The 19,195-nt window shown below is 41.4% G+C and carries 24 protein-coding genes and 2 pseudogenes; 5 read left to right on the top strand and 21 right to left on the bottom strand.

What is annotated here, in order from left to right; genetic code table 11:
* Positions 1-296 precede the first annotated feature (296 nt).
* Positions 297-746 carry a YdeI/OmpD-associated family protein gene (locus tag R70331_RS30530; RefSeq protein WP_052419077.1) on the top strand — a complete coding sequence of 150 codons (450 nt, stop codon included), beginning with the start codon at positions 297-299 and terminating at the stop codon, positions 744-746.
* 479 nt (positions 747-1,225) lie between these two features.
* Here R70331_RS30530 and R70331_RS32425 read toward each other — a convergent pair.
* From R70331_RS32425 to R70331_RS15765, 4 genes and pseudogenes are all read right to left on the bottom strand, one after another.
* Positions 1,226-1,339, bottom strand: a pseudogene (locus R70331_RS32425) (rhamnogalacturonan lyase family protein); the annotation flags it as partial.
* A 179-nt stretch (positions 1,340-1,518) separates the two neighbouring features.
* Entirely contained in the window at positions 1,519-1,839 is a 321-nt protein-coding gene (locus R70331_RS15775; protein ID WP_042177096.1) for a hypothetical protein, read from the bottom strand.
* Positions 1,832-2,041, bottom strand: coding sequence for a helix-turn-helix transcriptional regulator (locus R70331_RS15770; protein ID WP_042177094.1), 210 nt, complete (start codon positions 2,039-2,041; stop codon positions 1,832-1,834). The genes R70331_RS15775 and R70331_RS15770 overlap by 8 nt, the downstream gene beginning before the upstream one ends.
* A gap of 792 nt (positions 2,042-2,833) precedes the next feature.
* Entirely contained in the window at positions 2,834-3,157 is a 324-nt protein-coding gene (locus tag R70331_RS15765; protein WP_042177092.1) for a winged helix-turn-helix transcriptional regulator, read from the bottom strand.
* A 144-nt stretch (positions 3,158-3,301) separates the two neighbouring features.
* On the opposite strand from R70331_RS15765, the gene R70331_RS15760 reads away from it, so the two are divergent.
* On the top strand, positions 3,302-4,186 hold the full coding sequence (locus tag R70331_RS15760) for an SDR family oxidoreductase (RefSeq protein ID WP_042177091.1): 885 nt from the start codon (positions 3,302-3,304) through the stop codon (positions 4,184-4,186).
* 138 nt (positions 4,187-4,324) lie between these two features.
* Here R70331_RS15760 and R70331_RS15755 read toward each other — a convergent pair whose 3' ends face one another.
* The 6 genes from R70331_RS15755 to R70331_RS15730 form a co-directional block, all read right to left on the bottom strand.
* Entirely contained in the window at positions 4,325-4,981 is a 657-nt protein-coding gene (locus R70331_RS15755; protein ID WP_042177089.1) for a hypothetical protein, read from the bottom strand.
* A 72-nt stretch (positions 4,982-5,053) separates the two neighbouring features.
* The gene (locus tag R70331_RS15750; RefSeq protein ID WP_042177087.1) at positions 5,054-5,974 is read right to left on the bottom strand and encodes a hypothetical protein; all 921 of its coding nucleotides are present in this window, start codon (positions 5,972-5,974) and stop codon (positions 5,054-5,056) included.
* Positions 5,974-6,387, bottom strand: coding sequence for a hypothetical protein (locus R70331_RS15745; protein WP_042177085.1), 414 nt, complete (start codon positions 6,385-6,387; stop codon positions 5,974-5,976). Before R70331_RS15745 ends, R70331_RS15750 begins: the two co-directional genes overlap by 1 nt.
* 240 nt (positions 6,388-6,627) lie before the next feature.
* Complete coding sequence (locus R70331_RS15740; RefSeq protein WP_042177083.1) at positions 6,628-7,059, bottom strand: nuclear transport factor 2 family protein; 432 nt, start codon at positions 7,057-7,059, stop codon at positions 6,628-6,630.
* A gap of 361 nt (positions 7,060-7,420) precedes the next feature.
* Positions 7,421-8,077, bottom strand: a complete 657-nt coding sequence (locus R70331_RS15735; protein WP_042177081.1) for a TetR/AcrR family transcriptional regulator — start codon at positions 8,075-8,077, stop codon at positions 7,421-7,423.
* 188 nt (positions 8,078-8,265) lie between these two features.
* Entirely contained in the window at positions 8,266-8,844 is a 579-nt protein-coding gene (locus R70331_RS15730; protein WP_042177079.1) for a cysteine hydrolase family protein, read from the bottom strand.
* 169 nt (positions 8,845-9,013) lie between these two features.
* Here R70331_RS15730 and R70331_RS15725 point away from each other — a divergent pair, with 169 nt between their 5' ends.
* Complete coding sequence (locus tag R70331_RS15725) at positions 9,014-9,595, top strand: TetR/AcrR family transcriptional regulator (RefSeq protein WP_042177078.1); 582 nt, start codon at positions 9,014-9,016, stop codon at positions 9,593-9,595.
* 99 nt (positions 9,596-9,694) lie between these two features.
* On the opposite strand, the gene R70331_RS15720 is transcribed toward R70331_RS15725, so the two are convergent.
* Positions 9,695-10,063, bottom strand: a complete 369-nt coding sequence (locus R70331_RS15720; protein WP_042177076.1) for a winged helix-turn-helix transcriptional regulator — start codon at positions 10,061-10,063, stop codon at positions 9,695-9,697.
* Between the two features lie 128 nt (positions 10,064-10,191).
* Between R70331_RS15720 and R70331_RS15715 the strand changes: the two genes are divergently transcribed.
* Positions 10,192-11,052 (top strand): SDR family oxidoreductase, encoded by an 861-nt coding sequence (locus R70331_RS15715; RefSeq protein WP_042177074.1) that lies wholly within the window; start codon positions 10,192-10,194, stop codon positions 11,050-11,052.
* Between the two features lie 124 nt (positions 11,053-11,176).
* Here the strand turns inward: R70331_RS15715 and R70331_RS15710 are convergent, their stop codons facing one another.
* The 3 genes from R70331_RS15710 to R70331_RS15700 form a co-directional block, all read right to left on the bottom strand.
* A complete protein-coding gene (locus R70331_RS15710) occupies positions 11,177-11,908 on the bottom strand; it encodes an NADPH-dependent F420 reductase (protein WP_042177071.1) in 732 nt (243 codons plus the stop codon).
* Between the two features lie 61 nt (positions 11,909-11,969).
* Positions 11,970-12,395 carry a MarR family winged helix-turn-helix transcriptional regulator gene (locus tag R70331_RS15705; protein WP_042177069.1) on the bottom strand — a complete coding sequence of 142 codons (426 nt, stop codon included), beginning with the start codon at positions 12,393-12,395 and terminating at the stop codon, positions 11,970-11,972.
* Between the two features lie 112 nt (positions 12,396-12,507).
* Positions 12,508-13,476, bottom strand: a complete 969-nt coding sequence (locus R70331_RS15700; protein ID WP_042177066.1) for an NAD(P)H-dependent flavin oxidoreductase — start codon at positions 13,474-13,476, stop codon at positions 12,508-12,510.
* Positions 13,477-13,703: 227 nt separating this feature from the next.
* On the opposite strand from R70331_RS15700, the gene R70331_RS15695 reads away from it, so the two are divergent.
* On the top strand, positions 13,704-14,072 hold the full coding sequence (locus tag R70331_RS15695) for a winged helix-turn-helix transcriptional regulator (RefSeq protein WP_081947632.1): 369 nt from the start codon (positions 13,704-13,706) through the stop codon (positions 14,070-14,072).
* On the opposite strand, the gene R70331_RS15690 is transcribed toward R70331_RS15695, so the two are convergent.
* The 7 genes and pseudogenes from R70331_RS15690 to R70331_RS15660 all read right to left on the bottom strand — a co-directional run bounded on the left by R70331_RS15690 (position 14,058) and on the right by R70331_RS15660 (position 19,185).
* Positions 14,058-14,273, bottom strand: a complete 216-nt coding sequence (locus R70331_RS15690) for a hypothetical protein (RefSeq protein WP_042177062.1) — start codon at positions 14,271-14,273, stop codon at positions 14,058-14,060. The genes R70331_RS15695 and R70331_RS15690 overlap by 15 nt on opposite strands.
* Before the next feature lie 129 nt (positions 14,274-14,402).
* Positions 14,403-14,591, bottom strand: coding sequence for a hypothetical protein (locus tag R70331_RS15685; protein ID WP_042177060.1), 189 nt, complete (start codon positions 14,589-14,591; stop codon positions 14,403-14,405).
* Positions 14,592-14,826: 235 nt separating this feature from the next.
* Positions 14,827-15,251: pseudogene (locus R70331_RS15680) on the bottom strand (extracellular solute-binding protein); the annotation flags it as partial.
* Positions 15,252-15,420: 169 nt separating this feature from the next.
* Positions 15,421-16,380: an acetylxylan esterase gene (locus tag R70331_RS15675; protein WP_042177054.1), complete on the bottom strand. Its 960-nt coding sequence runs from the start codon at positions 16,378-16,380 to the stop codon at positions 15,421-15,423.
* Positions 16,381-16,403: 23 nt separating this feature from the next.
* Entirely contained in the window at positions 16,404-17,426 is a 1,023-nt protein-coding gene (locus tag R70331_RS15670; RefSeq protein ID WP_042177052.1) for a glycoside hydrolase family 130 protein, read from the bottom strand.
* 40 nt (positions 17,427-17,466) lie between these two features.
* Positions 17,467-18,300: a carbohydrate ABC transporter permease gene (locus R70331_RS15665; protein WP_042177051.1), complete on the bottom strand. Its 834-nt coding sequence runs from the start codon at positions 18,298-18,300 to the stop codon at positions 17,467-17,469.
* Between the two features lie 3 nt (positions 18,301-18,303).
* Entirely contained in the window at positions 18,304-19,185 is an 882-nt protein-coding gene (locus R70331_RS15660; protein WP_156131254.1) for a carbohydrate ABC transporter permease, read from the bottom strand.
* Positions 19,186-19,195 lie beyond the last annotated feature (10 nt).

Raw genomic sequence — 19,195 nt, 5'->3', positions numbered from 1 at the left:
ATATTTTGTACAGATCAGAAGGTGGGTAGTTTATCTAATAGCATATTTATCCATGTAAAATGAAAGATTTCCCGGGGGCTATAAAATAATAAAGTTATATTTATCCATGTTTATGAAGAATGAGATCCAAGTTTATCCTGCAGCCTTGGAGATTCACAAATCTGCCAATAGCAGAGTAGAGTGCAAGCAGGGATTTTATTCTTGAGGCTAGAATATAGTCGTAATCCCATTACTTGGATATACTGCTGATCGAAGAATCAAATTCAGCTTTTTTATAATAAGGAGTGCTGCTAATCATGAACTTTGAATTTGACAGTGAGATTAAGATGCTCGAAGGTAAAATGAAATGGAAAGTGATTTATTTCCCATATTCCGTTCAGGAATGTTTCAGCACCAGCGGTAAGGTGCCCGTACACATCACCGTGGATGGTCACAAGTTCGAGCATACCTTGCTGCCGTCAAAAAATGGGCATTATTTGGTATATAATGAATTTATCCGCCGGGAAGTGCGTAAAGAGATTGGCGATCAGCTTCATGTTATTTTAACGAAATGTGAGGAAAAGCGTAGTTTAACCGTACCGGATAACCTATTAACAATTCTGGAGGAACACCAGCTTCTGGAGCAGTTCCTGGGTCAGCCTGATTATATCAAGCGGGAGCAGCTCAATCACATCGAATTGGCCAAAAAGGATGAGACGAAAAACAACCGGATTCTGGCTTTGATGAAGAAGCTTAAAGAGAACTAAAAGTCAGTAAAGGATAATATATGGTAAAATTGTGCAAATTAATATTGGATGATGGATTTTAATTGAGCGGTCAGTTAAACCGGCAATCTGGGATTTGGATGTAGTTTTGCAAATATGGATTCAAAGATCATTAATGGATTCAAATTTCATTACAAGTAGAAACATAAGTAACAACATACAAACAACAACATAATCAAAACTAAATAAACGATACATAAAAGAAAGATATAGAGCACTTAAATTACATAATATGCAGAATGCTGAAATATCCGGATTAGGCTATAAATCAGCTTAAATCAGCCTGATCCGGATTGTTTACTTACTACTTCTTCACAAAACCCGTATTTTGTACATATGTAGTTGGGTTGGATACTTATTTGTCATAACATTATTTTACGTAATTGTTGTCGGAGGACAAGAACTTGGTCCTATTGCCTTCTAATGTTCAGCTACCTCGTTTGTATCCAAGGTCTAACGCCTTACGAGTTTATGCCAGCATAATCATAAGCTGCCAGCACGGTGCTAGTATAACAGCCCCGAGTCATTACAATATTTAGCCTTGCGCCATCCAAATAAATGATGCCATCGAGGAACCGGTCTACACGCTTTCAGTATCCGTCCCCCCGATCGCTAAATTATTCCGTTGAAAAGGCTCGTTCACATGACTCCATCATAGTCTTCAGGTGGTCCAATCTATTAATTCGGTAACACCTTCGTTCAAGATTATTTAGGTTTCATAATAATATTATTCTATTCCTCCATAAATTTAAAATTACATTTTCGAATTGTAGATGCTTATCGCTATCATCTCAACTACTTTTTGAAACGACAAGGCCAGAAAGGAATAAATAAGTATCTCGTCAAAGCTTATATTAATTTTATACTCAACGAATAGTGATACTACTAAGCCGACTGCAATACCTAACACCAAAAAGTCATTATACCTTGACCCGATCGCATTTGTTTTAATTTGAATAGCTTGCCAGCGCTCGTCATTTCTATAGTCTATTTGTTTTTTTGCCTTATAGATATTTAAATACAAATGAGAACCACCTACAATTATTATTAATAATAGCACAATCAATTTACTCATCACCCTTCTCCTCCTGTTCAAATACATCATGCACTGAAAGACCAAAAGCATTTGCAATGTTAAAAGCTAATTCAAGCGATGGTGTATACTTATACTTTTCGATTGAGACAACCGCTTGCCTGGAAATAGCAACCTTTTCAGCTAAATCTGCTTGTGTCCAATCACGCTCAGCTCTCAATACTTTAATCCGATTTCTTATCAAAGTAACTTACTCCTTTCTTTATGTAATGATATGATTACATTCTAAATGTAACTAAGTGATTACATTTTGTCAATAGGTGAATACAAAATGATGTGTGCACCTGTAACAACAAAGAACTTCTTTAATATAAATTCACCATAAAAAAATGCCGACAACCCTGCCAATAGAGCTTGTCGGCTTATAAACCTTATATTGAGTTTCAACAAATGAATACTCAAAAAAATTCGTAATATTGAGAACCGCCTAATCGGGTAAAATAGTAACCTATGGGGAACCCAGTTGACAGCCAAAAGAGTTCAACTCCGATGCACAACGGCTACAGGAATTTGCAGCATTTGCAAATCGTGTCGGAGCTGTTGCAGCCTTGCCTACGTTAGAAGAAGTCAAGATGTTTAAGGAACAGCCATCAACAATGATAGGCACTTTGTATGTCCTTCAGTCATGTCTACGGGAGCCCACGAGGATCCATGGATCGCTGCCTTAATTAGCATTCCTCTAGGTCTTAATAGCATCTTCCTCTCTTTTGCTCTCTTGTTGTTGTGAAATATTTTTACAACCACTTACAATTACCAGCATAACTAAAATAAAGACTATAAATTTAAATCGATCCTTTATCATTTTTATCCCCTTTTAGATCATTTTTCTTAAAGCCTTATTATACTTGGTTTACACTTTAACTATGAATGAATAGCTATTCGACGGAGACAACATGGCTTAATTGTAAATAATCTTCTTATAATAGGAAAAGCCGCTATTACAGCGACTTTAATGGTATTTCTGTGTTCAAGGTGCTTACATATGCTGTAGACCCCAGTTTTGCAATTGTAACAAAATGGGGGTGAGACTATGTCCTTTATCTGTTAGTGAGTATTCGACACGAGGAGGCATTTCAGCATAAGCAACGCGGTTCACTAGCCCACCTTCTTCAAGCTCACGCAATTGACGCGTAAGTGTGCGGTGCGTCACCGTGGAGAGCGATCTTTGTAGTTCGTTAAACCGTATAATATCTTTATTCAATAAATGGTACAAAATCAGAATTTTCCACTTGCCGCCGATTGCGTTGACTGCAAATTCAACCGGACAAGTACTGCAATTTTCCAATGGTTCGATCTCCATAAGTTTACCTCCAAAAGTATCACAAGAGATACCTGATATCCCGAATGTGCGTACTTACATAAAGTTTGTGGGTTAGTTATTATAAATATAACATTTAGTTTGATACTGAACAAATGAATGTAACTATAAGGAGCTGTTGTATATATGGAAACGATATTAGTCTATGGAGCGTCAGGGGTACAAGGTGGAGCCGTAGCAAGATTGTTGACTTCAAAAGGGGTAGCTGTTCGCACCATTACACGTCATGACAAAAATGTAGCTGCTTTAAAAGAGCAAGGTATAGAGGCATTTGTTGGTGATCTGTCTGTACCAGAAACGTTGAATGAAGTTAACAACGGTGTAGATAAAGTCTTCTTGAATATGCCAATCGAGTATGACACTGCTCTAATGAAGCAACAAATTACGAATGCCGTTGAAGCTGCGCGACAAGCTCAAGTTAAATTGATCGTTGTGAATTCGAATGGATTTTTACCAGAACAGCCAACCGACACCAAAACGTTGGATGTTAAACGAGAATTGATCGAGTACGTACAACAAAGCGGTATTCCAACTATTTTGGTAAAACCCACACTTTATATGGAAAATTTCTTGATTCCGGGTCTGATCAATAATGGGATGCTCTTCTACCCTGTACCAGCAGATAAACCGATCCCATGGATCAGCTCCGAAGACGCAGCGCAATATCATTATTATGCGCTAACCCATCCTGAGCTGGCAGGACAAGTGCTGTTAGCTCCAGGTTCAGAAGCACTTACTGGTGCAGAACTCGGCGAGCGTTTTACACAAGCGTTGGGACAAGATATAAGCTTCAATTTCCTGAACTATGATAATTTTGAAGCAGCACTTTCTCCAGTACTGGGGGCAGATCAAGCAGCTGGTATTGCAGGCTTTTATCGTTGGATTGGAGCCAATATTCATTCTCTGAACTATTTTGACGTGAAAGATCGCGTGGTTGTCCCTGATCTCCAACTGACCTCGCTGAAGGATTGGTTGCAACAACCGCATATAAAAACTATTTTTGGTTCTTAAGAATAGATCCAGTAACATCGCTCTTGAATACGTTGCAATAACACTTTAATCTCTCAGGGTATGTGCTATAGTACATTCCCTGAGAGATTATTTTATCAGACACCCTGCGTTATATTGCTCAAGGCTATAGACAAGCTTTCAGCAAAGTTCCGCTCGCATGCTCCTATTTGAAAGCGAAGCGTTTACACCAAGCTCTATGAATTCAGCTACTGGATTAACTAATGGAATACCATCAATGCAGCACTCCACCCCTATATGGCTTAATCTATTATGGCTCTTTGATAGTTCACAAATTGGATTTGCGTCAATATCTTCATCACATGTACTGAGGAAGAGCAAACGGAGATTTATTAAATTTTGGATGAAGCTCCAGTCCCTAGTTTGACTATCCACAACGTATAGCTCTTCAAGATTAGCGAAGTCACCGAGAAGCCTCAGATCACACGTAGGCGCATAGAGATGCAGTGCCTTTATATGTGAAAAATGTCTTAAATCTTGCTCCCAGTGACCGTTCTCTGTGATAGCGACATTGAACTTGAGATTCGGACTAATCATCGGAACCTTCCATGGATAATGATCCTCATCCGAAAGAAGGCTTGAATCATCACGCATGGGAATATCCAGCTCCCACGTATCGTCATACCATGGGATATACACCTTTGATGTATCTTTATGCGTAATGAGAATTCCATTGATCTGTTGAATGTCTTCAAGCGTTAATCGTACTTTAGAGCTGTCTATTTGCGTGAGGACGGATTTCTCGAACTGTTTGTCTTGAAAAAGAATATCTGTCATATTGAACAACCCCGCATGTTAAAGTTAAATCACAGTATTCGGAAGAACTCGATAATCCTTATGTTATCGCTTTTACAACAGTTCGAATTTTGGTTGCTCTAGTCCGAACATCACTGTAGCTGTTTTTTTGATAGCTGATGTATCTGAAACCCATAAATCCAGCTTGTTAGAACCGAATTTATCTAATAAATATGAAGTGCAAATGTGGATTTTCATATAGTTTTTTTGTACATATCTGAAATATAAATCGGCGTATTTATCTGCTGGAATCCCATGCCGGTACTCTTCTTTTAAAGAGTCAATTGATTCCTCACTGAAATTCTTCTTCCTCAGGAGAACTGAATAATCGTTTTGTTCATCGGGATCATCGAGTAGCCAATCCATTAGCAATGGATCACAGCTATCTACGAATAATATTGACAACAATATAGTGGCATGGAATCCAATTAACTGTTCAACTAAATGATCTGGGTAGGGTCGCTTGGCCAATTCAAGCATATACACCATATAATAGCGCTCTTCTTTTTCTTCCAGTCCTTTCTTAATTATTTCTTGTTGAATTGCTAACTCCTTATGTACCAGACCCCAGTTTATTTGACTAAGATCTCTATTGTATTCATTACAAGAGTCCAGAATTTGAAAAAGATAATCTCTTCTCCTGTCAAACCTTAACTCTACATTCAATATACTCCTCAAAGCGTCTTTAGAATTATGCTGTACAAAATGATTGATTTTCTCTTCCAGCTCAGGATCTTGCTTTCTCCCTGTTCCGCCCTTTCCACCTTGACCTAATCTGAATATTTCTTTCATTAACTGAGCTTTTGCAACGGTTTGAGCATCTTTATCCGTATATTTATCACGATTGGTATCGGAATCGTTCTTGATATATTTATAGCAATAAGATTTTTGGATTCCACTTCCTTGGCTAAAATAGATGCAATATTCTAAAAGCAAGTGCTTAGTAAGTTTATTCAAACTCATTTTCCCACTCATTATTCATCACCATTGTCAATTTCAGGAGATACGTATACATCTGATAGCGTGAATGACTCACCAGTAACTGGATCGTACATTAGAGATTGTATCTCTTCATCCTCGTCTGCCACAGGATAGGCATCTATTTTATTCTTTAAGTCAGTTAGTTTTTTTCGCAAGTAATTTACAAGATCGGATTCGTTTATGTTCTCGGGTTTGTCAGCTACTGGAAATTCCTCAATGTTCTCCTTTATTTCATCTAAACTTAGATACCTGGATCTCGGACCGTTCATTATTTCCCCAATAATAAAATTACAACCATTGAACGGAGTGAAAGATTCTTCAGTAGCAGGTCCGTTTCTCTCCATGACATCATCTACCATTCGTTTATGTGGAAGATCAAAAAAACTGCTTTCATTATAAAATTCCATAATATTTAACCTCTTCTCTGATAATGGTTCGAGATTCTGCTAGATGCGAGCGCTCTGCGATATAATTTCGTCAAGAAATGTCTTGCATCATATTTCAAAATTATAAAGTAAGGACTAAGTACAAAGTCAACCATAAGCTTAATAAAAAAACAGTATAATACTCGAATTACAAGTACTATACTGTCCTATTTGTCATAGACTGCAGCAGCCCATTTTATTATTTAATGATTTCGTTTTACTTTATCCCTTAGCTTGAATGAAAATGTATTTGGAGGTGCGCTCTTTGATGAGCCACTTCTCGTTTTGACGTACGTAAACATCATTATATTGAACGCTGTAATCGGTTATAACTTCCCTACCCTCTTCATCCCGGAGCATTTTCATCTGAGAGAAAAGAATACCTGTCGCATTGTCTCCCTCAACGCTTACAACATGCTGTCCGTTCATGGAGAAATAACGTTTTACAAAGCCAACATGACCATTAAAATCCTGTTCCAATTGCACCGTTCCAGTTACATCAGATACCAATTGCTCACCCATATAGACCTTGAATTTCGCGTCTGGTGTAAATAATAGCATTTGATCGGAAATTCGCTTTTCATCCGTTAATATTGCGTACATATCCACCAGTTCTTTCAAATCCATTTTTGCTTGAATTGTTTGCAGTGACATAAAGTTGTCCTCCTTGAGTTTACGTACGAAGCCTCGAATTGAAATCTGATCAAACATAAACAACGAAATATCGTTAGATCGCTCTGATTATCTTCACATTGGGATGAATGCGCCGAATTATGTTACTTTCATATTTCATCGACTCCTTTAATTGAACTTGCAATGCTATTCTGTCTTTAGAAACAGTCAACACTATTTATAAATTACTTCATGTAACTTAATATACATTTTAAATTACACGAAGTCAATTAAATTCGTGTTCTTTATCGGATGTACTGAAGGTGAATGCGAAATACAACCAAAAAAAGCCGCTACAATAGCGACTTCTAACTGGCCAATTGGATTCAATTTATCATTCAGGTTACTTTATTTGGATTGAATGTTCCAGGCAGTACATTAATTGATAGAGGGATGCAAGATAGGTTTTCTTGAAATCAGGCGGAGTATAAATTGAACCGGATAATTTGATTGCTTCTATCTGTAAATCGCTTAACTTACACATTGGATATAAGCCAAAAGCTAATGTAAAAGCGGCATAGATAAAGTTCGCTATGTTCTCCATATCTGCCTTTGGAAAAAGCTGACGTACTAAGCTGCTAATCATTTCATTATTTTCAATTGAAGCTTTCTCGAATTCAGCAAGTGCTTCCACAGTGACATTTTTTTCAATAGTCGTATATAGGATGGCATGCAATTCTATAAGTCGTTCATACTCCATTAAAGTTTCGGTCCATATTTCACCTATCTCTTGGATAGAATACAGCTTGTTGATTACAAAAGATTTACTTAGCTTAGCTATCCAAGACTTGAGATCCTGATTTAAGATTAATAATATAATTTCTTCTTTTGTTTTAAAATATTTATATAGATTGGGCCTCGTGAATTTTGTATATTCTGAAATAGCAGTGAAATTTAATCCTTCATAACCCGCAGTATCGTAGATAATAGATGATGCATTAAGGATTTCTTGAATGCGATCTTGTTTCTGTTCTTCGGATCGTGCACGCTGAAACTTCATGTTTCGAACTCCTTATCAGAGAATTTATGTGATTGGTCTCTTGCCTTGCGATCTCATTATAACCGATCAGCAATTTAATAACGAGTTACCTATGTTGTCATCACATAATTCTTCGCATCTATACTGAAGAGGAATCCTTTTGAATCCTTTTACCACGGTAATTTTGGGCGTGGTATCATCCTTTTTTTCTAACTATGACTTTGCGAGATAATCCACTCATCAACTGTAACTACTTCAGCTTGAGCTGGGAATACCTTCTCGATAAGAACACGGTGAGTCTCTGGATCCGGATCAATACAAGCATCGGATAAAACCTTAATAGTATAATCCTTATCTGCTGCTTCTCTTAATGTCGACAGAATAACTCCGCTAGTGGCAATACCGCTAAGTATAAGTGTGTCGATATGGTTGGATCTGAGAATCACATCAAGGTCGCTACCCGTGAATGCACTCACTCGAAGTTTGTTCACAATTATCTCTTCCGCTCTGGGTTCAACTGATTGGTGAATCTGTGTCATCTCTTCTGGTATTGTCATTGATCCTGCCCGATTACGTGTGTTTCCAAACATTTTGTTACTGGGATTAATTTCAGGAAAACCAGCACGGAAAGCCACTTTTACGTAAATAACAGGAATTCCTTGATCACGTGCAAACGCAATAGACTGCTGAAATGGGGATAGAACCTTGTCGTTATCTACATAACGTGAAACAATACTGTTTTGCATATCCATTACCAACAGCGCGCTTTTGTTGCTTGAATTAGACATAAGTAGTTTCCTCCTTAGAATACAATTAATTTTGAGCCCTCTCTAGATTCATATTCCTTTGGAATAAACGGAGGGGTGGTTCCGTTTAAGATTATACGGAACCACCCCTCCGTTTGTCAAACCCACCTGACATGCTATACTATTGGATAAAGTGAGGTGTTCATTCTACATGTCTAATTCTAATGAAGGTAATGAGACTTCAAAGAAGGGGATACGTAAAGATGCCCGGCGAAACCGGGATATTTTACTCGAAATTGCTCAAAAGGTCTTCACAACCCAAGGTATTTCCGTTTCTATGGATGAAATTGCAAAGCATGCAGGTGTTGGTGTTGGAACAGTATATCGTCATTTTCCAAATAAACAAAAGTTGTTTGAGGCTGTTATGATTAGCCACAAATCCCGCCTTATTGAAGAGGCAAATCAGTTAATCAATCATGAAGAACCCGGTGAAGCATTCTTTTCCTACCTTGATAAAATTATTCGTGAAGGCATTTCTAATAAAGCAATTACGGATGCCCTTATTGGAAATCTTCATGTAGACATAGGACGGTCAGAGCTTGCATCAGAATACTGGAGCGGTATTGAAAAATTACTTGTCCGTGCACAACAGGAAGGTTATGTGAGAAGTGACGTTGAGATAGAAGATATTAAAATCATTTTTATCGGTATTCTTCAGGCATCTGGAGACAGCAAGCTATACCCTTCCCGTGCGGTGTCAATCCTCTTTGACGGTCTTAAAATACATAAATAATGTAATTTTATTCGGATGTGCTGGAAGGAAATGCGGGATGCAACCAAAAAAAGCCGCTACAATAGCGACTCCTAACTGGCACAGTGACTTTTTACATGTTTATACTAGCGTTTGTTTATCTTGTAAAATCATTTTCCCCCATACATGCATAGCTTCTAGTACAGGCTGAAATTGTTTGCCTTGCCCGGTCAATGAATACTCTACTTTCGGGGGAACAACCTTATATACTTCCCGGTGTACAAGCCCATCCTCTTCAAGTTCGCGCAGTTGACGCGTCAGAATACCTTTTGATACGCCTGGTACCATACGCAGTAATTCGTTAAACCGAATCACTCCATGCTCATGCAAATGCGATAAAATGATAATTTTCCAACGTCCTGCAATCACATCTTGAGCTAAGGTCAGCGGACAGATTTTTTCGATGGTGTCTGTTGAAACGTCTATTTGATCATACAGATGTCTAGCCATAGGTCTTCCTCCAAGGTCTCATTTTTGTGACTATGTCATGAAAATGTGCGTACTTATATTAATATTTATAATGCTTTATTATAGCGCTAAGCAAATATAAATCTAGTTATTATTGGAGGCACATTAACATGAAAATTTTTGTATCAGGCGCTACTGGACATTTAGGTGGAAAAATCATTGAATTTTTAGCGAAAAAATTACCAGCTGGGGATATTATCGCAGGGACAACAAACCCCGGCTCTGAAAAGGCGTTACGTTTAACAGCTCAAGGAATTGAAGTACGTAAAGCAGATTTTGAAGATCAAGCTTCTCTGGTAGAAGCATTTACGGGTATCGATAAAGTATTTATCGTCTCAACCTTTGGTGATCTGGAATTATACGTACGCCAACAAACAAATGCTGTTGAAGCTGCAAAACAAGCAGGTGTACAACAATTGGTGTATTCTTCTGCCCCGCGTGCTGACGTAAGCCCATTTATTTTAGCAGGTCCACACCTGGTACGTGAAAATATCATAAAGGAATCAGGCATTCCATATGTATTCGTACGTAATAACTGGTATGTAGAAAACGAATTAGCCACTATACAACAATGTTTAAACGGTGCACCTTGGGTAACTTCCGCTGGTGAAGGTAAAGTGGGCTGGGTACTACGTGCTGATCTAGCTGAAGCAACTGCAAACGTTCTGGCTACTGGCGGTCACGACAACAAAATATATGAACTAGGTGGAGATAACTTAACACAAGCTGAATTTGTTACAGCCTTAAACGATGTGACGGGTAAAGAAATTGCAGTGATGAACGTAGATGATGCCACTTATAGTAGGATGTTAGAGCAAGCTAACTTACCAGCAGAAATGATTGGTATGTTAACTATGATTCAGCAAGGCATTCGCGAAGGCGGATTAGATATTAATCCGTCTGATTTAGAGATGCTGCTTGGCCGCAAACCGGCTGGTGTAAAAGAAGCGCTTCAACTATTATTAGCATAAAATAGACAAAGCCTCTGTTCATTAAGAACAGGGGCTTTGTCTTTATTTTTCGTTCAGTGCTTTGATTTCATTTTTTACTGCTGCCACAATTTTCAGCCCTGGCTTGAGCATAGGATGATCCTAATCAGGAGTTATAGATCTCTCTATTCAGATTCACAATATCCTGGTGCGAATATCCGCCAGTAGCTGACGATAGCTTTTCTAGCACTTTATCCCGATGAATCGGGGCTTTTTCTTTATTAGCTTTTTGTAATGCTTCGATCAGTTCCGCTTTGGTAAGCTCCGTGCAGTAAGCCGGGGTTCCCGGCTGTTGTCTCCACGAGTCATTTAATGATCCGCTATCCACTGGGTCGAAGCCAAGCTCATTTACTACGTTCATGGTTACTTGTTTATGTGACTGGTTATCACCGGCAATCGCTATGGCTATACGCCCGCTAGTACCTTCAGGAGTTCCTTTATATTCTAATGTATAGGCTAATAAATTGTTAAAAGCTTTAATGATAGGTCTTCCTAACTGATTGGATACCCAAATACTTTCAACCAACCCATGCTCAATTTCTTCAATCTTGTTGTCTCTATAGGGATAATAATTTGAAGTGTCTAGCACGATTACCTCCTCCCCCACTTTCTCTATAACATTGCGAAGGGTTCGCAGTGCCTGGAAAGGTATAGATATAATGAGAACTTCGATATTTGTAATGACATCTTCTACACTCACCGGTGTTCCCGAAAGGTTTTTTCCTTCCAGCCGTTCAATCCCGCGGGCATCTGCAATTTTGACATCATGTCCATTTTCAATCAGTTTGTTCGAGATATTCGACGCGATTGGTCCTGCACCTATAATTCCAAATCTCATTTAAATTCCTCCATATCATTTCCGTTTAGTTAGCAGGCTAACTTTAATGGAATGAGAGAACCTATAATAAGTTACTCTCCATTTGCTTCAAAAGCTGCCTCAACAGTAAGCGATCTTCGGGTGAAACGGATTTCAATAATTTTTCCTGCTGCTGCTTCCACTTAATTTCGACCGGCTTTTCTAACTCCTTTCCTCTGTCTGTCAGAAAAATCCGCATAACCCGTGCATCCTGTTCATCACGCTTGCGGTATATAAATCCGTTTTGCTCCAGTGACTTAACCATATTGGTAACCGTGGGCGGTTCGCATTTCAAATGTTCTCTTATTTGCATTTGTGTAATCCCATCACCCAACCAAAGCCGGTACATCAAATTATCCTGGCCCACATAGAGGTTAAGCTCCCTTAAAGATTCACTGTAATCCCGGCGCATTTGGGAAGAAATCCGGTCTAACGACTGACGAATATCACAATCAACTGTATCGTTCATAGTCTACCCTCAACTTATAAAGTATATTTAGCGAACTAACTATAACATTGTGAAATCGAGGTGTCCATATTCCTAATGGCCTTTACTTCTTGGTATATCCCTGTATGTCTATTTACTTAATACCAGCTGCCAGCTCGTCAACCACTTCTTGTACCGTTTGGATCTTCTTGATTGTCGTAATTCCAGTACCAACCGTGATAATGCCGCCTTCCCCGTTACCCTCAAGCATACCAATGCGGATCACACTAGAACCACCCCCGGCCTTAGCGATGTCTTCACGAGATGCCCCCTGGTTATCCATTGCTACTAATTTTTCGGCAAACGGTGTAGGCAACGAACGGTAATAAGCTGGTAAAGTACGGTACAATAACAAATCCGCAGCAGATGAATCCACGATCAGTTGCTTTACGGATTGTGCTGCAGGGTTTTCAACAGTCGGTATAAAACGGCTTCCTAAAAAGACACCCTCTGCCCCCAATGCAAAGGCACTGGCAACACCGCGGGCATCCCCTATCCCACCAGCAGCGATAACTGGAATATCAAGCACGTCAACAATCATCGGGGTTATCGTAAACGTACCAATGATACTTGTCGGCAATGTCCCGCCTTCATCAAATCCAGTAACCACATACACATCCACACCCATGGCTTGAGCAGCTTTTGCGTCTTCGACCGTTGGAGTCAAAGGACGGTAGACAATTCTAATGCCTGCTTCCTTCAATGGGGTAATGATCTTATCTGTTAACGTTCCTTCAACACCATTAAGCAGAATAACTTGAACCCCTTCTTCTATGACAACCTCTAAAATGGGCCAAGTGAACTTCATATCTGCATCAGTAATCAAAGTTGTTCCAAACGGTTTATCCGTCAGTTCTTTGGTCTTACGAATCTCGCGGCGCATGCGTTCTGCGGTTTCCTCTGGTGAGGCTGTAATTGTTGTTTGACCGGCATTGGGACCAAGAATCCCTAAGCCACCTGCATTACTCACGGCAGCAACAAATTCAGCATTCGTAATCCAGCTCATCGGTCCTTGTAAAATAGGCTTTTCAATACCAAGAATCTCTGTTACACGATTGTTCATGATTAGTATCCTCTCTTTCGCACCCTAATGGCATATTAATGTCGAGCTAAAAGGGTCTCTTCGCGGGGGGATATGTTACAATAATCTTTAGCTTGCTAATGATTAAATAATGTTTGTATCCATAAGCCGCCTGGGTACTATCATAAATCCGTATATTTCATTTGCAAAGAAGGCAAATTAGATGAACTTAGTACATCTATTTGTACTTTTAGACTGGGAGCGAGATCATGAGGGTATGTAATGAAGGATTTGAACAGGACTTTATTAATGAGAAGAGTAATATGTACGCAATAGCCTTTACTCAAAATATACTTTCGGGGCGATGGAAATATTTCATTATCTGGTATCTGGAAGGTGAAAGACGCCGGTTCACCGAGATTAAATATTTCCTTGGAGGCTTATCCCAAGGCTCGCTCACAAAGCAGCTCAAGGAACTCGAGGAAGATGGTATTATCAAGCGCGATGTGTACCCGGAAGTTCCCCCGCGGGTTGAATATTCACTTACAGAAAAGGGAATCAAGCTGCTGCCTGTCCTTAAGGGGATGGAGAATTTCGGTAAAGAATACGGGGAGAAGCCTGAATCAGATGAAGGATAAAGGCAGCCTCATCACACTCTTATTGCCGTCCAAAATTCCTAGCATTGCATTATCCCAGACTGCAATTGCCCTTTCCTGCCATGAAGGATTACCAGTCAATTCCGCAAGCCTAAGCGAGTCCTCGACAAAAGCCAGACCATACGGATCGATATGATGATGCTGTACAGAGACTGCTGTTCCACCAAAGGTATCGTAATCCATTCGTCCCAGCTCACAATGAGCATCATATGGAACGGTATGATGCCACTGTCCATAAACACTGCGCAGTTTGCACTCATTTATAAAGCCGACCCCATGAAGGGATCGGCTTTATTGTGAAGAGGCTTATAATCAATCTTGTCTGTTCTCAACAGATTTCATACGGTTCTGATCATCAGGCAGCCGGTCATGGCTAAATTCCTGGCCTGCTTCTGACTCACCATGCCCGCTGGCACTGCGTGCAAAATTTGTGAACTGTTGTTTTTGCTCATCCAGCTCGTGTTTTTTCTTTAGAAGCTCCTTTGGATCCTGCGTTGTCATAAATTACCCTCCTGGAAATTCAAATCATACAGCTTTGTGTACGTTTGAAGTTTTCCATATTATCCAAGTGCTTATTCAGCTAATGTAATTATATTTCAACAGGTCAGATAATCTTTACCGTTAGAATGACTTCTCTGTGATGATGAGCCAATTCTTCTCGCCTGCATGGATCGTGTAATCCGCCTGCCCCGGCACCTTCATGCGGATCTGGAACCGGCCTGGCATGATACACGTTAGCTGCCTGATCGTATACCATTCCGAAGGCTACCGAGCCGAGAGGAACAGCGAATTGCTTACCGTCAAGCTGAACGATATCCGGTGCATTTTTTGCTGCAGCCCGTGTCGATAATTTATCCAGGTATCCATCCATGCCTGAATATTCCGGCTCAAACGTAACATTAGGATTGTTCTTAGTGTATAAGTCCAGCGCAGCCAAGGTCGCCTCGTGGCGCGGCTGTGATCCCCACCACATTATACGCAGTTTAACTGGCTCACTGCTTGGTGCAGCTGTCGCAGCTGCAGTAGTGCTGGCAGGCTCGCTAGTAGGCTCTGCCTTGTTCGTGGCACCATTTCCGTTCCGTTGTTTCCGCCGCATGCTGCCATCGTTCCCAGCAAGGCCGTCATGGCCAGTACTGTAAGAGAACGCTTCCATTTCAACATCTTTAACCCTCCTAATATAATCTGTATTCACTTGCTACACCGTTATAGTAACAATTAAAGATGAAAGTTCATATGAGGGTGATGCACGATTTATTTTAAAAATCGCACGGAAATGGCTGCAGCCCCTACAAGTCGTAAGGGCTGCAGCCATTAACAAGTGCCATTTTGCTTACAGAGTTAAAAAGATTTGCAGAGTCCGGTCTGAGAGATAAGGCAGATACTCATGGCCGTATTCATGATAAACCAGTAATTCCTTTGGCGCCTTAATCTTGTTATATGCAGCAAATTGTGTCGATGGCGGACAAACCGGGTCCATTAGTCCTGTGACCCACAATACGTTTCCTTTTATCCGGTCGGCCAGATTTTGAATATCAATATAACCTAACCGGTTAAAAATATCTTGTTCACGCAGATGATGCGGATCGAAGAAACGGAAATAGTAATTAAGCTCCTCATAGGCGGACGCCGTTATGTTTGCTTCCCATGCCCGCTTATAATCGGAGAGGAACGGATAGACAGGCACCGCTATTTTGATTCGGGGCTCCAGCGAAGCACAGGCAACCGTAAGACCGCCGCCTTGGGATAGACCGAATGCACCGACGCGTTCCGGGTCCACCTCAGGCATGGCCATCAAGATGCGCGCCGCCTGTGCTGTATCAAGAAATACATTGCGGTAGTACAGCTTATCCGGATCAGGATCATCGATTCCGCGGATAATATGCCCGCGTATCGTAGTGCCTTGAACAGTCAGGTTATCCTCGGACACCCCGCCCTGACCGCGGCAATCCATTGCCAGTACGCTGATTCCGTGAGCCGCATAACCCGCTTTCTCGAACCAGTCGCCGCTGTCACAGGCATATCCGTGAAACATGACGACACCCGGTCCTTTTGCTTCGGTCTGGTTCTTCGGTCTTACATATTTACAGTGAATTCTGGCTCCGCCTACTCCGGTAAAATACAAATGGAAGCATTCCGCAAGCGCACTTGTAAATGCCGCAGGCTCCAGCTCATATTCCAAAGACTGGGCATCCAATTCACTTAAGGCGCGTTCCCAGTACCGGTCAAAATCAGCCGGCTTCGGGCTGATCCCTTCATAGGCTTGTAATTGGGGCAAAGATCGTTCGTTCATGGATGATTCTCCTTATGTCCGGCTCAGATTTTGCCAAGCCCGGCATCGTCACCGACTTCTTCGTGGGTTTCAATAACATAGTTAACGATTTCCTGAACAGTCGTATAGGCTACGCCAACATAAGTATCAGCAGCGCCATAGTAAATGGCGATACGGCCTGTTTCAGCATCGGTAAGAGCTGCGCAAGGGAATAGCACATTATTAACGAAGCCTCTCTCCTCATACCATTCTTCTGGGGTCAGGACGAAGTTTCTGGAGCGGAATTTGACTCTGGATGGCTCATCCTTATCCAGGATTACTGCGCCCATGCTATACACAAGGCCGTTACAGGTTGTAGTTACGCCATGGTAGAACATCAGCCAGCCTTCACTTGTCTCAATCGGCGCCGGTCCGCCGCCGATTTTGGTGCTTTGCCACCAGCCTTGTCCGCCCTTGGACATGACATGGCGATGCTTGCCCCAATAGACAAAGTCCGGGCTTTCACTCAGGAACACATCACCGAACGGCGTGTGGCCGCTATCACTAGGACGGGACAGCATTACAAAATTACCGTTAATTTTTTTGGGGAATAGTACCCCGTTGCGGTTAAACGGCAGGAACGGATTTTCGAGGCTCACAAAGGTTTTGAAGTCCTGTGTCCGCGCAACCCCGATTGCTGCTCCGTAAAAATCGGTACACCAGATGATATAATACGTATCTTCCACTTTGACAAGACGCGGATCGTAAGCGTAACGCGGTGCGTACGGGTTGCCGTCTTCATCAATGAACGGAATCGGCTCATCCCCGATCTTCCAGTCCAGGCCGTCGGCACTATAGCCCATCCGCAGGTGAGGGCGGGTTGTATTGTCTTCTACACGGAACACGCCGAGGAAGCTGCCTTCATAAGCAATTACGGCACTGTTAAAAATCCGTGCGACACCTTTGGCCGGATTCCGTCTGATCACCGGGTTATCATTATGTCTCCATACCGGATTGTCGTTGCCGGCCGGTCTGTCCTGCCATGGGATATTCGGCAGATTATTCCCAATTATGTTCACTTGTTTCATCTTTCATTCTCCTCTCAAATCTGGTTTGGCCTACCGAATATTATTTTACCGAGCCTTGGGCAAAGCCGTTGTAAATATATTTTTGCAAGGAAATGAAGGCAATCAGCGTAGGGATAATGGCAATCATAATCGCCGCACAGATAACCTCCCATTGTGAGCCGTAAGGACCTTTGAATTTAAAAAGCGCGGTGGAGACAACCTGGAGGCTGCTTTTGGGCATATACAGAAAAGGGGTATAGAAGTCGTTATAGATGTTGACACCCTTCACAATAATGACCGTAACAATTGCAGGACTCAGCAGCGGCAGAATAATTCTCCAGTAGATCGTCCAGTATGAGGCGCCGTCGAGCATTGCTGATTCATCCAGCGACTCGGAGATCGAGTCCAGGAACTGCATGAAAATATATACGGCTATAATATCCGTACCGAGATACATCAGAATCGGCGCCCAGCGGGTATTAAACAAATCGAGCGAGTTGATAATCTGAAAGGTGGCAACCTGTGTCGTTACTCCCGGAATCAGGGTAGCCAGCAGAAAAGCGCCCATCAGCAGCTTGCTGCCTTTGAATTTGAAACGGGCCAGGATATAGGCCATCATTGATCCGGTCAATGTCGCTCCCGCTATAGAAATAAGCACAATGATAATAGTATTCATAAAGCCCAGCAGCATGTTGCCGTCAACAAAGGCCTTGGTGTAATTGCTGAAATTGAGCCAGTTCTCAGGCAAAGTTAGCGGACCGGTATTGGCGTACTCGGTATTCGTTTTGAGTGATGCGAAAAAGACAACAATAATTGGAATGAGGGAGGCAAAAGCTCCTAAAACCAAAGTGAGATATTTAAAGAAGGAGGCTGCGCTGTATTTAATCGTATGCATCTCTTACTTCTCCTCCTTTATTAGAACACGCTGCAGAATAGTTACGATGACAACGATACCCAGCAGAACTACTGCCATTGCCGAAGCAAGGCCCAGCTTGCTGTATTTAAAGGCCACATCGACGGTCTGAATGACAAAGGTGCTGCTGCCGTTTGAACCGCCAGTCATGACGTAAGGAATTTCGAATACGCCGATGGCTCCGCTTACCGCCAGAATCAGATTGAGCTGCAGAATACGCTTGATGCTTGGAAGAATAATATGTCTGAACTGGTGCCAGCGGTTGGCGCCGTCAATCTCCGAAGCTTCATAAATATCGCTGCCGATGGATGAAATGGCACCCAGGAAGATAATAAAGTTCATCCCCATGTATCTCCACACTGAAGCGAACGCAAGCGAAATGTTAATTAAATGCGGATTCAGCAGCCACTTCTGCTGCCAGGCCCCAAGGCCTATCAGATCAAGAAGCGTGTTCAACGTCCCTTCCGGTTTGAAGAAGAACAGGAAGATAAAACCGATGGCCACTCCGTTAAGCAAGGTTGGAAAGAACAAAATACCTTTGAACCAGTTCTTCAGCCTGACATTAAAGCTCAGAATAGTTGCGAAATAGAGAGCCAGCCCCATCTGCACAAACGTGGCAAAGAAGTAATACAGACTGACCTTGAATACCGCAAAGTACTCCGGTCTTGTAAAAATAGTCTTATAATTGTCGAATCCGACGTACTCCATTTTTTTGCTGAAGCCGTCCCAGCTTGTGAAGCTGTATTGGAACATTTTTAATACAGGCAGATATGAGAATGTTAACAGCAGGACAACCGGAACTAGCGAGAATAAAAGGATGATTAAAATACGCTGATTTTTATAACTTAAGTTAGACAAGCTCTCCACACCTCCCAAG

Origin of the sequence: Paenibacillus sp. FSL R7-0331 (assembly GCF_000758645.1) — a bacterium.
In the GTDB taxonomy this organism is placed as follows: domain Bacteria; phylum Bacillota; class Bacilli; order Paenibacillales; family Paenibacillaceae; genus Paenibacillus_AQ; species Paenibacillus_AQ camerounensis.
Note: the sequence above shows the minus strand (reverse complement) of the source record. Positions and strands in the feature narration are given on the sequence as shown.

Coding starts and splice junctions, on each gene's coding strand:
- R70331_RS15740 (WP_042177083.1), bottom strand. CDS start 7,059: ATGTCACTGCAAACAATTCAAGCAAAAATGGATTTGAAAGAACTGGTG.
- R70331_RS15695 (WP_081947632.1), top strand. CDS start 13,704: ATGAGGGTATGTAATGAAGGATTTGAACAGGACTTTATTAATGAGAAG.
- R70331_RS15710 (WP_042177071.1), bottom strand. CDS start 11,908: ATGAGATTTGGAATTATAGGTGCAGGACCAATCGCGTCGAATATCTCG.
- R70331_RS15705 (WP_042177069.1), bottom strand. CDS start 12,395: ATGAACGATACAGTTGATTGTGATATTCGTCAGTCGTTAGACCGGATT.
- R70331_RS15685 (WP_042177060.1), bottom strand. CDS start 14,591: ATGACAACGCAGGATCCAAAGGAGCTTCTAAAGAAAAAACACGAGCTG.
- R70331_RS30530 (WP_052419077.1), top strand. CDS start 297: ATGAACTTTGAATTTGACAGTGAGATTAAGATGCTCGAAGGTAAAATG.
- R70331_RS15730 (WP_042177079.1), bottom strand. CDS start 8,844: ATGTCTAATTCAAGCAACAAAAGCGCGCTGTTGGTAATGGATATGCAA.
- R70331_RS15675 (WP_042177054.1), bottom strand. CDS start 16,380: ATGAACGAACGATCTTTGCCCCAATTACAAGCCTATGAAGGGATCAGC.
- R70331_RS15775 (WP_042177096.1), bottom strand. CDS start 1,839: ATGAGTAAATTGATTGTGCTATTATTAATAATAATTGTAGGTGGTTCT.
- R70331_RS15700 (WP_042177066.1), bottom strand. CDS start 13,476: ATGAACAATCGTGTAACAGAGATTCTTGGTATTGAAAAGCCTATTTTA.
- R70331_RS15690 (WP_042177062.1), bottom strand. CDS start 14,273: ATGGATTACGATACCTTTGGTGGAACAGCAGTCTCTGTACAGCATCAT.
- R70331_RS15735 (WP_042177081.1), bottom strand. CDS start 8,077: ATGAAGTTTCAGCGTGCACGATCCGAAGAACAGAAACAAGATCGCATT.
- R70331_RS15725 (WP_042177078.1), top strand. CDS start 9,014: ATGTCTAATTCTAATGAAGGTAATGAGACTTCAAAGAAGGGGATACGT.
- R70331_RS15760 (WP_042177091.1), top strand. CDS start 3,302: ATGGAAACGATATTAGTCTATGGAGCGTCAGGGGTACAAGGTGGAGCC.
- R70331_RS15715 (WP_042177074.1), top strand. CDS start 10,192: ATGAAAATTTTTGTATCAGGCGCTACTGGACATTTAGGTGGAAAAATC.
- R70331_RS15665 (WP_042177051.1), bottom strand. CDS start 18,300: ATGCATACGATTAAATACAGCGCAGCCTCCTTCTTTAAATATCTCACT.
- R70331_RS15750 (WP_042177087.1), bottom strand. CDS start 5,974: ATGAGTGGGAAAATGAGTTTGAATAAACTTACTAAGCACTTGCTTTTA.
- R70331_RS15745 (WP_042177085.1), bottom strand. CDS start 6,387: ATGGAATTTTATAATGAAAGCAGTTTTTTTGATCTTCCACATAAACGA.
- R70331_RS15670 (WP_042177052.1), bottom strand. CDS start 17,426: ATGAAACAAGTGAACATAATTGGGAATAATCTGCCGAATATCCCATGG.
- R70331_RS15720 (WP_042177076.1), bottom strand. CDS start 10,063: ATGGCTAGACATCTGTATGATCAAATAGACGTTTCAACAGACACCATC.
- R70331_RS15765 (WP_042177092.1), bottom strand. CDS start 3,157: ATGGAGATCGAACCATTGGAAAATTGCAGTACTTGTCCGGTTGAATTT.
- R70331_RS15755 (WP_042177089.1), bottom strand. CDS start 4,981: ATGACAGATATTCTTTTTCAAGACAAACAGTTCGAGAAATCCGTCCTC.